The 13,283-nt window shown below is 64.7% G+C and carries 10 protein-coding genes; 4 read left to right on the top strand and 6 right to left on the bottom strand.

The window, feature by feature from the left end:
* Positions 1-14 precede the first annotated feature (14 nt).
* From HDC29_RS01020 to HDC29_RS01005, 4 genes are all read left to right on the top strand, one after another.
* Positions 15-554 carry an RNA polymerase sigma factor gene (locus HDC29_RS01020; RefSeq protein ID WP_373562736.1) on the top strand — a complete coding sequence of 180 codons (540 nt, stop codon included), beginning with the start codon at positions 15-17 and terminating at the stop codon, positions 552-554.
* Entirely contained in the window at positions 551-1,540 is a 990-nt protein-coding gene (locus HDC29_RS01015; RefSeq protein ID WP_179493609.1) for a FecR domain-containing protein, read from the top strand. The genes HDC29_RS01020 and HDC29_RS01015 overlap by 4 nt, the downstream gene beginning before the upstream one ends.
* A gap of 97 nt (positions 1,541-1,637) precedes the next feature.
* Positions 1,638-4,178, top strand: a complete 2,541-nt coding sequence (locus tag HDC29_RS01010) for a TonB-dependent receptor (protein ID WP_179493608.1) — start codon at positions 1,638-1,640, stop codon at positions 4,176-4,178.
* Positions 4,179-4,180: 2 nt separating this feature from the next.
* Positions 4,181-6,388: a prolyl oligopeptidase family serine peptidase gene (locus HDC29_RS01005; RefSeq protein WP_179493607.1), complete on the top strand. Its 2,208-nt coding sequence runs from the start codon at positions 4,181-4,183 to the stop codon at positions 6,386-6,388.
* Here the strand turns inward: HDC29_RS01005 and HDC29_RS01000 are convergent.
* The 6 genes from HDC29_RS01000 to HDC29_RS00975 form a co-directional block, all read right to left on the bottom strand.
* The gene (locus HDC29_RS01000; RefSeq protein ID WP_179493606.1) at positions 6,385-8,136 is read right to left on the bottom strand and encodes an asparagine synthetase B family protein; all 1,752 of its coding nucleotides are present in this window, start codon (positions 8,134-8,136) and stop codon (positions 6,385-6,387) included. The two genes, HDC29_RS01005 and HDC29_RS01000, sit on opposite strands and share 4 nt — an antisense overlap.
* Positions 8,133-8,822 carry a lasso peptide biosynthesis B2 protein gene (locus HDC29_RS00995; protein ID WP_179493605.1) on the bottom strand — a complete coding sequence of 230 codons (690 nt, stop codon included), beginning with the start codon at positions 8,820-8,822 and terminating at the stop codon, positions 8,133-8,135. Before HDC29_RS00995 ends, HDC29_RS01000 begins: the two co-directional genes overlap by 4 nt.
* A gap of 68 nt (positions 8,823-8,890) precedes the next feature.
* Positions 8,891-9,031 carry a hypothetical protein gene (locus HDC29_RS00990; protein ID WP_179493604.1) on the bottom strand — a complete coding sequence of 47 codons (141 nt, stop codon included), beginning with the start codon at positions 9,029-9,031 and terminating at the stop codon, positions 8,891-8,893.
* A gap of 440 nt (positions 9,032-9,471) precedes the next feature.
* A complete protein-coding gene (locus tag HDC29_RS00985) occupies positions 9,472-10,185 on the bottom strand; it encodes a TetR/AcrR family transcriptional regulator (RefSeq protein ID WP_257017981.1) in 714 nt (237 codons plus the stop codon).
* A gap of 55 nt (positions 10,186-10,240) precedes the next feature.
* Positions 10,241-11,818, bottom strand: coding sequence for an AMP-binding protein (locus HDC29_RS00980; RefSeq protein ID WP_179497111.1), 1,578 nt, complete (start codon positions 11,816-11,818; stop codon positions 10,241-10,243).
* A gap of 123 nt (positions 11,819-11,941) precedes the next feature.
* Positions 11,942-13,258 (bottom strand): MFS transporter, encoded by a 1,317-nt coding sequence (locus HDC29_RS00975; RefSeq protein WP_179493603.1) that lies wholly within the window; start codon positions 13,256-13,258, stop codon positions 11,942-11,944.
* Positions 13,259-13,283: the final 25 nt, after the last annotated feature.

Here is a 13,283-nt window from a genome sequence, read left to right as displayed (position 1 = left end):
CTTCGGCCTGTCATGTGCATCCGCGAGACCGGCCGCCGATCTGCGAGCAGCGGCCAGAAGCGGAGCAGGATCTCGAAGCGGCCTTTCGCGCGCATCGCGCATCGCTCTTTCATTTCCTGCGCCGCAAGGCGGGCGCCGAGGAAGCGCCCGATCTTGTGCAGGAAGTCTTTGCGCGCGCAGCGGGCAGCGCGCAACGCCACCAGCTCGCCAATCCGGGCGGGTTCCTGCGCCGTATCGCCCAGAATCTTCTCATCGACCGCTCCCGACGCCAGAAATCGGCGCGCGCGGTCTTCTTCCCGCTTCGCGAAGAGAGCGATGCCGTGACTCCCGCCGCGCAGGAATGGAATCTCGAAGCTGCCGACCTGCTGCGGCTTTACGAGGCCGCTGTCGACGCCATGCCGCCGAAGACGCGCCGCGTCTTCCTGATGCACCGGGTGGACGAGCTCTCCTATCGCGAGATACATGAGGCGCTCGGCATCAGCATCGCGACGGTGGAATATCATATGATGAAGGCACTCAGTCAGATCTCGAAGGCGGTGGATGGCAGTCGATGACCAGGACGAGCGGCGACGATTATTCGCTCGACGAGGTCGCTAGGGCGTGGCTGATCAAGATGCGCGGCGAGGAAGCTGACGCGCTGCGCGGCGAGTTTGACGCGTGGCTGCTCGCATCGACCGAACATCGCGAGGCGTATCGCCGCGCCGAGCAGCGAATGGCGGCGCTAGCCATCCTCAAGACGTCGGAACGCCACGGGTCGGCGCATGCTGAGGAACGGCGGGGCCGAATAAGCAGATGGCTGCCTTGGGGGGCCGCCGCGACGGCGCTGGCTCTTTTGATTGTCGCGGTGGGGGCCGGCGGCGCGTCCCTTCCCGGCCAGCCGGGCGGCGCCCCGGCCGCATTTGCCGCCGAACCGCTCGAAACGAGGCGCGGCGAGATTCGTACCTTCCGCCTTGGCGATGGATCGAGAGCGACGCTCGACACCGACAGCCGGCTGGACGTCGCGTTCGGAAAGACCAGTCGGAGCGTGCGCCTGGTCAGGGGCCGCGTACGCCTTTCGGTCGCGCGACAGCCTGTCCCCCTGAAAATCGCGGCCAGCGGCGCGGTGACAACCGCAAACGATGCCGAAATCGATCTCAGCCTCGATGAGACGGGGACCGTTGTCGCGGCGCTGCGGCGCGGCGAGGCGGAGGTGCGCGCCGACGCGAACGCTGGCGGAGCGACGCCAATTCGAGAAGGAAAGATTTTGGCCTATCGGCCTGACGGCACGCTGGAACCCGCCCCGGGGCAAACGTCAGGCATTCCGGCAAGCTGGCCCGAGGGCTGGGCCGAATATCGTTCGATACGGCTCGAACGGCTTGTTGCCGAGGCCAATCGCTACGCCGCGCTGCCGATCGTGATCGACGACAGCGCGATTGCCGCCCGCGAAGTGTCGGGACGCTTCCATATCAGCAAGACCGGGCCGTTCGCTGACCGTATCGCGAGTCTGCTTGGTCTCCGTATCGAACGGAGGGCGGACGCCATTCACCTCAGCCGGCGATAATTTTTCACCGGTCGGCTAAGGTCGGCCTCCTCTCCCCGTCAACCCACCCCCACCGGCCGCCTGCCTGAAGCGCGGCCGCTAATCTGGGGGAATGAGTTTGACAAAGAAGTCCCGTTCGATCGCAGCGCTGCTGGTAGCAAGCGCCGCCTGTCTTTCACCCGCGGCTGCGCTCGCGATGCAGCAGGAACGCCAATCTTATGACTTGCCCGCGCAGGATCTCGGCGACGCGCTGCGCGGCGCGGCGACGATTGCCGGCATCGAGCTTTACGCGTCGTCGCGCGATCTTGAAGGCAAGATCGCGCCGCCGCTGAAGGGAGAGTTGACGCCGCGCGAGGCGATCGAAGCACTGCTGGCGCGCAGCGGACTCGTCGCAAGGATCGAAGCCGGCTCGGTCATCATCTCGAAAGCAGCGCTCGCGCCCTCTCCATTGGACGCATCGAGCGACGACGAGCCGATCATCGTGACCGGATCTCGTATCGCGGGCGCCGCGCCTGTCACTCCGGTGATCCGTGTCACCGCCGAGGATATCCGCAAAGCCGGTCAAAACGACCTCGGCGAGGTTGCGCGCAGCTTGCCGCAGAATTTCGGCGGCGGTCAGAATCCGGGCATCGGAAACGGCCAGGGTTCGGGCAATGAAAATGCCAATATCAATGGCGCGTCGACCTTTAACCTGCGCGGCATTGGTCCGAACGCCACGCTCACATTACTCAACGGCAACCGCTTCGCCTACACCGGAATCTCTTCGGTCATCGACATCAGCGCGATCCCGGTGTCGGCGGTCGAGCGCGTCGAAATCATCGCCGACGGCGCATCGGCAATCTATGGCGCCGATGCGGTCGCGGGGGTCGTCAATATTATCCTCAAGCGCGACTATGACGGCCTGTCCGCCATGGCGCGCGTCGGAGCGTCAACGGACGGCGGCAATTTGCAGCAGCAATATGGCCTGCTAGGCGGCACGCGCTGGACGGCGGGCGGGATAATTGCCGCCTACGACTTCAGTCGGTCGAGCGCGATTGTCGCCGGCGACCGCGACTATACAAGTGCCGCGAACCCAGCGAGTAGCCTCTTTCCTTCGCAGCGCCGACATTCGGCGCTGCTGAGCGGCCATCAGGCGCTAGGCGAGAGAGTAACGCTGTCCGCCGACATGCTCTACAAAAGGAGCCGAAATCGGGCCGCGACCGGATTGACTCTCGCAGGCGACCTCCGCGCCGCAGGCATTGAGGCGATCACGCGCTCGGAAAGCTTCGGTATCGCCCCCACATTGGACATCGAGATCGGTAGCGCCTGGGCGTTCAAGGCCAGCGCATTCTATGGGACCGATCGCACGACGGGCGTCACGAGGCTTTTCTCGGGCGGCACCGAAATCGCCAGCTTCGACCGCCTCTTCTTCAACCGCAACCTCGCGCTGGAGGGCGGTATTCAGGGTGCGCTGCTCGCGCTTCCGGCGGGCGAAGTGCGGCTGGCGATCGGGGCCGGCGCGCGCCGGAGCCGGTTCCGCTCCGGCGGTGCGGTCGGCGATCTCGCGAAGCGGCGCGACGCGGTCTTCGCCTATGGCGAAATCCATGTCCCGATCACCGCTCCGGCGCAGCGGCTGGCAGGGTTGCATCGCCTGGCAATCTCGGGAGCGCTACGGGTCGAGGACTATTCGGACTCGCAAGGGATTGTGACGCCCAAGCTCGGGGTGACGTGGGAGCCCGTCGGCTTCCTTCGGCTCGGCGTTTCGTGGGGCCGTTCGTTCAAGATGCCGACACTGCTGCAGCAATATAGCGGCTATTCCGCGGTGCTCGCGCCGGCGGCGCGCTTCGGGACGGGTCTCCCGGCCGGTGCAACGGTGCTCTATGCCGCCGGATCCGACAGCCGGATCGGCGCCGAACGATCGGAAAACTGGACGCTGAGCGCGCAGCTCACGCCGGCCGATGGACTTGAGATCAGCGCGGCCTGGTTCGATATCGATTACCGCGACCGCGTGGCGACGCCATTTGCGTCATCGCTAGGAGCGCTCGACAATCCCATCTTCGCCGATTCGATCACGCGGTCGCCGAGCGCGGACTTTTTGGCAAACATCATCGCAGCCGCCCTGCCGCCACTTCAGAACGCGAGCGGCGCGGCCTATGATCCCGCGAGCGTCGTCGCCTTTCTTGACCTGCGCGATCGCAACATAGCACGCCAACGCTTCCGCGGCGCCGACCTGTCGGTCCGCTACGCCGTGAAAGCGGGCGCCGGCGATCTGACCCTCACGGCAGCGGGCACCTTGCTGCGCAGCCACCAGCAGCTTCGCCCCGACGCGGCCGTCACACCGCTCGCCGGCATGCTCTTCTTCCCGGCGCGCTTCCGCGCGCGCGGCGGGGCGAGCTGGTCAACCGAGCACCTGTCGCTCGCCGCCTTCGTCAACCATTCCGCCGCTCTCACCGACGCGCGGCGGACGCCCACGGTGAAGGTGCGGGGTCTTACGACGATAGATCTGACGGGCGAAGTCCGCGTCGGAAAAGCGACGCGCGTGTCGCTCGCCGCGCTGAATCTCTTCAACGCCAAACCGCCGCCGATCGTGACGACCTCAGCCGCCGACACGCCCTACGACACGACGAACTATTCGCCGGCCGGACGCTTCGTCGGCCTCACTCTCCGGCAGGAGTGGTGAAGATGACGCCTTATCAAATGCTCGCCCGGTCGGCCGCCGCCGCACTTCTCTTTGTCGCGCCCGAACCCGGCACGGCAGCTAATGTGGATGAAAGCACTGATTCCGGCCTCACCGTGGAGCGAGTGGCCGGTCGTCCATGGACGCTCGCCGACCAGCTCAGCGTTCCCAGACTCTCGGCGGTTGCGATCTCGGAAGATGGCGGGAGCGCCGCCTATGTGACCCGCGTCGCCGACACCGCAAGCGACAAGACGCTTGCACGGCTCACGCTGGTCGACCTCGAAAGCGGCGCTAGCCGTGAATTGCTTCACAGCGAATGGATCGACCAACTGCGCCGCATCCCGGGGAGCAATGCGTGGAGCGCGTTGGTCGATCGCGGCGAGGGCGTCCAGTTGTACCGGATCGAGGCCGATGGCGGCATCTCGCCGATCATCATTCACCCTGCCAGCGCGCGTTTCGGCGAAGTCGACGGCTGGTTGCTGCGGGGTTTTGCCCATGCGCCGCTCACAATCGGGGTGCGGGGCTACAGCTGGTCGCCAGACGGTCGCTGGCTATTCTACATCACGCTCGATTCCGCCCGCGAGGAAAGAGGCATCCTTGTCGATGAGGAGGTGAGCAGGCAGCGCGGCGTGCGGCGCCCCGAGGGGCAGGCGACCGCGTCACTCTATCTTCGAGGCATAGACGGAAGCACGACCCTGATCGGTCGGCGTCCAAGCAGCGACCTCTATTCGATCGGCTCGAAAGGCGACGTCGTGTGGACGAAGAACGGCTTCGAGTATCGGATTATGGAGCCGGTAGCGGGAAGCGACGGACGGCGCGTGACGATGGCCTGGTCGTTTGCTGAGGGCCGCGCGAGAGAGATCGCGTCGACGCGCGACTATGTCTATTGGCAGATGAAGGGGCCGCGCGGCGGGCAATTGGGGTCCGAAGGGCTTGGCGACACGCGCGAGATCGTCGAGGTCGGCGAAGATGGACGGCGGCACAGCTATGGCCGCTTCCCTTTCTCGATCGGGCATGGCGCGACCTTCGGCGGCCTTCGGTCGCCCGATGGACGGCGGACGGTCGTCAATATCCGCTCACTGGACGATCCCCGCTTCGGGATTGGTGTCGTCGACCCGCGCGGGGTGCGACCGATCTGGGCCAGGGGCAGTCTCACCAAATGCGATTTCACGCCGAAGCTTGCCCGCGCCGCCTGTCTGGCCGAAGGACAGGCCATACCGCCTTCCATCGTCACCGTCGATATATCCTCGGGACGGGTCCGGCACGTCGCCTCAGTGTCCCCCGAGCACGAGAAGATTGCCCCCTTGCAGGTCCAGTCGCGAAGTTGGACCAATCGTTACGGTCACAAGGTCACCGGCTATATCGTTTGGCCGCGCGATTATGTGCAAGGCACGCGCTACCCGGCGATCGTGGTCACCCACGGCAACGATGCCGACCAGCGCTTCGCCCTCCAGGACAATCAGTGGGAATATCCGGTCCAGACGCTCGCCGAGCGCGGCTATGTCGTCCTTCTCATCAACGAGGCAAGTTCGCGGTTGAACGCGGATCTGCGCGCCGCGGACCAGGCTTGGGGCCTGCAGGGCAAGCCCCTTGCGCCTGATCGGATGCGCGAGCTTCTCTGGCTCACCGGCGTCGCGAGCTTCGAGGACGCGGTCCTCGAATTGGCCAAGGAGGGCGTGGTCGATCCCGCGCGCGTCGGGATCGCGGGATATAGCCGCGGCTCGCAACTCGTAAATGTCGCGATGACCCAGTCGAGATTTTTCCGCGCCGCATCAAGCGGCGACGGCGGTTTTCTCGAACCGGCGATGGCGGCCGATATGCCGGACCATTATGTCGCGATCTTTGGTGGGCTGCCTTATGATCCAAAGGCGCTTCCCAATTATCTGGCGCTGTCCCCTTCCTTGCGGGCAAACGAGGCCTGCGGCGCAATTCTCCAGCAGGTGGCGGCGCCTCACGTCGCTTCGATCGACTTCTACCGCGCGCTTCGCAAGTCCGGAGTGCCGACGCAGATCAGCCTGTTCCCGGGCGAAAGTTCGGCCTCCGACGAAACCCATGTGTTTCATATTCCGTCGAACCGCATGGCGGCGATGCAGGAGAATATCGCGTGGTTCGATTATTGGCTGCTCGACAAGCGCGATCCGGCCTCACCCTTTGCCGATCGCTATGCAAAGTGGGATGCAATGAAAGCCGCGCAACGGGACCGCTGCCGCTAGGCTGCGCTCCGGCCGGCGTTGCCGCGAGGCGCGTCGCCGCTTTCCCACCAGCGCACCCACGCTTCGGCTGCGCAGAATGTGAGAATGCGGTGGTCGCGGCCGTCGTCGCGCCATGCGCCGTCGCCGACGCGTTTAATAAAGAGAGGGTCGATGATTCCAGCTTCGACCAGGCGCCCGCCCTGAAGAAAGTTCAATGCCTGTGGCAGTTGCGCCTCGAAAATGCGGCGCAGAAAGCCCTGTGGGCTTCCTTTCGTTCGACGATGCGCGACGAGCGGCGGTAGGTCCGCTGCGAAGGCGGCGCGCGCCACAGCGCGGTCGCGGCCGTCTCGTACCGCGTGCCAGGTTGGAATTGAAAGGCACAATTCGGCGATCGGCTGCGAAAGAAGAGGCGTGATCTGCGGGGCCTTCTTGTGCCGCGGATAGAGCTCGACACTCTTCTGCCCGCGAGCCTGCATCGCGACATAGGCAATCTGCCCCGGCAGCACGCCCGGCGGTGGTTCGAGCCAGGGATGGCGATCTTCGTCCGCGATCGCAGCCGCGGCGGCGCGCGGCGTCAGGCCCATCAAGTCGAAGCGGATCGAATGGGGAAGGCGTCGGTCGCATAGCCGGCGCCAACTGTGGCGGAAGACCTCGGCGAGGGGTGAACCCGTGAGGTCGGCGAGGTCGCGCGCGGTGCGCCATGCGCCAGCCGGGGATCCACGAGCGAGTATGCGATCAGCGAGCGGCGCAGCGCTGTGCATATTGCAGAAAATATTGTCGCCGCCATTGCCCGAGAAGAAGGCGTCAATGGGTTTGCGGCGCTGCTCCTCCTCATGAATGGCCTCGATCGCCTGAAAGATCGGCAGCGCGAGGGGAAGCGGAAAATGCGGCAGCACGGCCTTCGTCACGTCAACCGTGGAGAGCTCGAAGTGTCGGGCAGCGAGCGGCACGCCGAGTTTGGCCGCGATAGCCTCGGCATAGCGCCTCTCATCGCCTTCGGTGCCGGCTTCGACGAGGGTAAGGAGTCGAAGTCGCGGCGTTCGCGGCATCGCAGCGGCGGCGACGATGCTGCTGTCGACGCCGCCGGAAGCGCCGAGTAGAATGGATTCGAAGCAGCTGGACCATGATCCGACCGCTTCTTTGACAGTGACGCGAAGGGCTTCGGCATCTTCGGCGAAGCTGCGGCGATAACGGCGCGGCACATGGTCCCATGGGGACCATAGGGGAGTTGTGGTCAAACCCACCGGGGCCGTGTGCAGTCGCTCGCCGGGAAGCAATTCCTGAACCCCCGCGAGGCCAGTCCTTCGGCCAAGCGCATCCATGCTGGCGAACGTTCGTGCGATTGTCTCGAAATCGATCCTGGCGGAGCCGGGAGGGATCAAGGCTGTCGTATCGCTCGCGAGATGAGTCGAAGCACCGTTGCGGCGCACATAGCAGGGAAGCAGACCGGACGGGTCCCGCAATACATCAGTGCTGCCATCATCATTCTCTATGACGGCCACATAGCCGCCCCAATAATCGGCAAGCAGCGACGCGCCTCGCGTCGCGAGCACTTCTTCGACAGCCTGCGCACCGAGATCGAGAATGCGGCCACAGGGCGATGCGCGGCGAAAGAGATACCCTATGATGCATCCACGATCGCCGAGGAATATCGGAGGGAGCCCGCTCCATACACGCGCAGTGCGGCTGGCGAAGTTGGGGAGGGCTGCCGCTTGGTCGATTAGGAATCGACCCTCCGGTGCAATTTCGATCCTGACCCAGAAACTCATACCACAACCAAGGGGTGAAAGTTTCGGACGCTGTCCAATGGATCGCTCAGCACCGTCTCTCCTGACTGGAGCCAGCAATGGGCAGAAAAGGGAAGCATGACGCCTATGACAAGGTTTGAAGCAATACCGCGGCGGGCGAGCATCCTTCTCATCGCGAGCGCATTTGGCAGGCACTGATCGGCGGCCGCCCGGTAGCGCGCCGCTGCACGGCAGGCGGCCGCGATGGGGCGACAAGCCTCCAGGTCGGCCGTGGCGCTATTGGCTTGCCGCAGCGATGCCGCCAGCGATTCGCCGCGTACGCGCCGGGATGCAACGACCTGCTCGCACAGCGCTTCGGCGACCAGCCAGGGCCGGGCCCGCGCTGGCGGTACATCGAAGAGGCTGAGGAGAGGCAGGACGGGGGGCGACGGATGCGCGGCTGCCGATCCCGGTTCAACGAGACCGGCTTCTTGAAGCCAGCGTATCGTGGAAGCGTCCGCCTTCTCGTCGCACCACGAAGTGAAGCGCTCCGCTGCCGGTCCTTCGAGCAGAAAGTAACGGCTCGCGGCGAGATCAAGCAAGATGAAGCGCGCGCCTATTCGACAGAAATGCACCTGGGGCCGGAGCCTGACGGCTCTGCACTCCGGCCAGCTTGATGCCGATTCTTCTTGGATCTGTTCGACTTTCGGGGAAGTGTTGCCAGCCATGATGTCGCTCGCAGGAGACCGTTGCACGGGATGGCGTGCGGTCCTCGACGAACCGCACGCCGGATCGATCAGTCGGCGGCCTGGATGCCACCGTTGACCCGCTTGAGCCCCGTCTGGAAATCGATCTGACCTTCGAGATCGGAGCCCTTCGTTTCGATGCGAGCGTCGCCGAGATCGACGAGGCCCTCGTCCTTATTCACCGTTTTCATGGCAGTTTCCTCTACATAAAACGCGACCGAAATGAGTCGCATTCCGAGGCTATGGCCCGGTGAAATCCGGTTCCATTTAATAATCGGATTATTATCGAACGCAGCTTTCGAACGGGCGGCAACAAATGTGACCGAGCTATAGAAAGCGCACGTCAGGAGTGCGCATTGACACCTTTAGCGGTTCGCCTGGACATGCGTGCCAAAACCCGGTCACACCCTTCGATCAGGATGGGCGAAGACATTTTGTCTGTTCATTTCTGAGTGGCAACGGAAACTGGAACCGCGAATGGTTCTATAAAGGCGGGCCGTGTTCGCTCGAGCTGTCTGGCGGACATATTTTGCCGAACATAGCGATCGCTTAGCTGTGAACAGGATTTCCGGCGCTTGCGGATCTTTTGGGCCCCTTCCCGCAACCGCTCAGGCTGACGAGCGGGCTAGGCTCATTGCTTGGCGGCCTCGCGCTGGGCGCGCCGGGCTTCGCAGGTCGCAATGAAGCCCGCCGCCATGAAGCGTGCCATCCGCTCCTTCACGGCATCGAAATCGTCGGACTTGCAAAGTCCGCCAGACAGTTTGTCGATACGTCCGGTGCGGCCAAGGGTCAGCATCAGGCCCGCGGACACGAAGTGATAGCCCCAGAACAGGTCTTCGTCGGGGCAATCGGGCATCGCCTTGCGGATGATTGCGATGAGCCGCAGCACGACCTCGTCGAAATGCGTGTCCATGAGCTCGGCCCCCCATTCGGCGGTATTGCTCATCTGGGCGCCGAGCTGCCCATAGTGACGCCAGCCAAGGCCGCCCTCACCATGAAGTTCGAGATCCGTATCGAGATAGGCGCGCAGAGCACCCTCGACGGTAGGCCGGCCCTCAACGGCGCGTTCATAGGCGTCGAGCGCTTTCATCCGCCGTTCGATCGTCACCGGCGCGCGGCGTGCGATCACCGCATCGAACAGTTCTTTCTTGTCCTTGAAATAATAATGAAGAAGCGACTGGTGGACGCCGACCTTTGCCGCGACCTCCTTCAGGGTCACGCCATAGAGACCACGCTTCGAAAACAGCTCTTCGGCCGCATCGTAGATCTGCTCCATCGTCGCAGCGCGCTGGTCGGCCTTGGTCGGCCGCCTGGTGTGCCTGGTCGGCTTTGCAGGCTTATTCATTTCCATCCCCTTGCGCCCCGGGACCGGTGACCCGCGGCGCATGATCATCTTTGTTTCAGCCATGCTCGGCTCGCAAGCGCTTCTTGTCGATTTTTCCGGTAAGCGCCAGCGGCATTGCCGCCAGCCGCACGATTGCATCGGGAAGCCACCAATTGGCGATGCGGCCGCGCAGCGCGTCGAGCAATGTCTCGTCGCTGACGTCCGCACCTGCGCGAGGTTCGACGATCAGGATCGGCCGTTCGCCCCATTTTTCATGGGGGCGGCCGACGACCGCCGCCAGGGCGATCTCGGGCAGCGCGCCGACGATGGCCTCGATCTCGGCGGGATTGATCCATTCGCCGCCCGACTTGATCAGATCCTTGGCACGGCCGGTGATCGACAGATAGCCATCGGTGTCGATCGTCGCGAGGTCGCCGGTGTCGAACCAGCCATCGGCATCGGTCGCCTTGTCCTGATGGCCGAAATAGCGATCGACGACGCTGGCGCCCCGGACGCGCAGTCGCCCCTCCGGGCCCCGCTGTTCGGCTAGCGCCTCGCCATTCTCGTCCGTGAGCAGCAGGTCGATCCCCATCGGCGGCCGCCCGGACTTAGCGGAGACGCGCTCCTGCGCCGTCGGCGGCATGATCGCACCGAGCGGCGACAATTCGGTCATTCCCCAACTGGTCTGGACGGTCACGCCGAGCCGCTGCTCGAGCCGATCCATCAAGGCTTGCGGTACCGCCGAGCCGCCGAGAAGAAGGCGCTGGAGCGAGGGCAGCTGACCGCCGACAGCGTCGAGATGATCGACCAGTCCCAGCCAGACCGTTGCGACGCCCGCGGCCACCGTGACCCCTTCATCGGCAATCAGCTTCGCGAGGCTCGCGCCATCCTGGTCGCGGCCTGGAAGTACGAGCTTGGCGCCGACGGCGGGAGCAGCGAATGGAAAGCCCCAGCCGTTCGCGTGAAACATCGGCACCGCCACCAGCACGGCGTCTTCACTTCGCAGCCCCATCACATCGGCCTGCAACAGATGGACCGTGTGAAGGTAATTGGAGCGATGGGTATAGGTCACACCCTTGGGATCGCCCGTGGTGCCCGACGTGAAGCAAAGCCCAGCTGGCGCATCTTCGTCGAAGGCGCCCCATTGGACCGGCGCGCCCTCTTCGGCAAGGAGGTCGGCGAGGCGCCAGACCCTCGCCCGCTCAAGGGCGGGCACGGCATCGGTCGCCGGGCCATCGTCGAGCAGCACGACATGCTCGATCGCCGGGCAAAGCGGAACCAGTTCCTCGACGAGCGACGCCAAACCGCTGCTCGCGGCGAGCACGCGATTGCCCGCACTGTGTATCATCCGGGCGAGATGGTCGGCGGTAAGACGCGGGTTGAGCGTATGGCAGACGATGCCGACGCCCATCGCGGCATACCAGGTCTCCATATGCGCCTGCGTGTTCCAGCCAAGGGTCGCGAGATGATCGCCCTGCCGCAGCCCGAGTGCCGTGAAGGCACCCGAAAGGCGATTGGCCCGCGCCCGCAAGGCGGCATAGCCGATGCGCGAGGGCGCGCTGCCCGTCACCACTTCGGCCCCGCCATGCCATTTGGCCGCATGGTCGAGGAATTTGTCGAGCGTCAACGCGTAAGGCTGCGGGTTGCCGGCCATCACGAGGCGTTCGCTTTCGCGCGGTGGGCGGCCATAAGACTGTCGCGGCGCTTCATGCTCTTCAAGGTCACTCGTTCGGAACTGCGGAGCGCCCCCGGCGCGGACAGATGGCATGCGGCTCGGTCAGGGGAGGTCATGGAGTTCCTTTTGATGCTGGCGTTTGAGTACACGCGCGAGCGCAAGGTGGAGAGCGATCGCGACAAAGTAGAAGGGGACGAGGCTGTAGAAGGCCAGTTGGAGCGAATTGTCGGGGTGCGCCGGCTTCAGCCAGTCGCTCACTGCGCCGAGCCATGTCGGGCCGAGCCCGAGACCGATCAGATTCATGATCAGCAGCAGCACTGCGCCCGCCAGCGTCCTTTGGCGCGCCGCGACGGCGTTCTGCACGAGTGTCACCGCCGGTGTCAGGTAGAAATAATTGAAGAAGGTCGGACCTATCAGGAAAAGCATCGCGAGCGGCCAGGCCGGCGTATGGACGAAACCGATGAAGAAAGGCACGGCCAGCAGCAGCGAGATGGCCGGGATCAGCCCATAGGCCTCGGGACGCACCGCGGCAAAACGGTCGACCAGGCGGCCCGAAAGATAGATGCCCGCGCTGACGCCGACACCAAGGACAAGCGCGTACCAGATCGCGATCTCGTCTAGGGTCATTCCTTTCTCCCGCATCAGGAAGAGAGTCGTGAACGCAAGCGTCGCATAGGTCACGAACTGCGTTGCGCCGGCAGCGAGCGAGACGAGCGTCAGGTCGGCGCGCGCGAAGAACATTTTCATTGTCGCGCCGAAGGTCGGCGCCTCGCCCGTCGGCGAGGCCGGCTGAACGGTATCGGTCGCACCGCGCCGCGGCTCGCGCACGAACGCCCACACGCCCGCGGCGGCAATCAGTCCCGCGACACCGAGCAGCAGAAAGGCGAGCCGCCAGTCATATGCCGCGGCGATCTTGGCTCCGAAGGCGACGCCGAGTGCTTGCCCGAGCGGCGGCCCGAGATTGAACAGGGCCAGCGCGAGGCCGCGCCGCTCGGGCGGGAAATAGTCGGAAATGATCGAATAGGAGGGCGGCACTCCGCCCGCTTCGCCGATCCCTACCCCCATGCGCGCCGCCGCGAGCTCGACATAGGTCGTCGACAATCCGCAGGCGATTGTCGCCGCGCTCCACAGCGCGCAGGCAAGGGACAGGACACGCACACGGTTCGTCCGGTCGGCCAGCCAGGCGACCGGGATTCCCAGGACGCAGTAGAACATCGCGAAATAGAGGCCGCCAAGCAGCCCGAGCTCGCCGTCGGTGACGCCGAGCTCATCCTGGATCGGCTTCGCAAGGATCGACAGCAGCTGCCGATCGAGAAAATTCAGCACATAAACGAGACAGAGCGCGGCGAGGACGAACCAGGCATAGCGATCCCGCGGTTGCCCGGGGGGAGAGACTGTCTGTGGCAAGGCTGTCGGCATCTTGCTCTTTCGCAAAAAGATGCGG

This window comes from Sphingopyxis sp. JAI108 (assembly GCF_013410105.1).
Classification (GTDB): domain Bacteria; phylum Pseudomonadota; class Alphaproteobacteria; order Sphingomonadales; family Sphingomonadaceae; genus Sphingopyxis; species Sphingopyxis chilensis.
The sequence above is the reverse complement of the archived record's forward strand: the minus strand, read 5'-3'. Positions and strand labels throughout refer to the sequence as shown.

Excerpts from the sequence above, each read along its gene's own strand:
- HDC29_RS00995 (WP_179493605.1), bottom strand. The coding sequence starts at position 8,822 with ATGGCTGGCAACACTTCCCCGAAAGTCGAACAGATCCAAGAAGAATCG.
- HDC29_RS01015 (WP_179493609.1), top strand. The coding sequence starts at position 551 with ATGACCAGGACGAGCGGCGACGATTATTCGCTCGACGAGGTCGCTAGG.
- HDC29_RS00975 (WP_179493603.1), bottom strand. The coding sequence starts at position 13,258 with ATGCCGACAGCCTTGCCACAGACAGTCTCTCCCCCCGGGCAACCGCGG.
- HDC29_RS00990 (WP_179493604.1), bottom strand. The coding sequence starts at position 9,031 with ATGAAAACGGTGAATAAGGACGAGGGCCTCGTCGATCTCGGCGACGCT.
- HDC29_RS01000 (WP_179493606.1), bottom strand. The coding sequence starts at position 8,136 with ATGAGTTTCTGGGTCAGGATCGAAATTGCACCGGAGGGTCGATTCCTA.
- HDC29_RS01005 (WP_179493607.1), top strand. The coding sequence starts at position 4,181 with ATGACGCCTTATCAAATGCTCGCCCGGTCGGCCGCCGCCGCACTTCTC.
- HDC29_RS00985 (WP_257017981.1), bottom strand. The coding sequence starts at position 10,185 with ATGAATAAGCCTGCAAAGCCGACCAGGCACACCAGGCGGCCGACCAAG.
- HDC29_RS00980 (WP_179497111.1), bottom strand. The coding sequence starts at position 11,818 with ATGGCCGGCAACCCGCAGCCTTACGCGTTGACGCTCGACAAATTCCTC.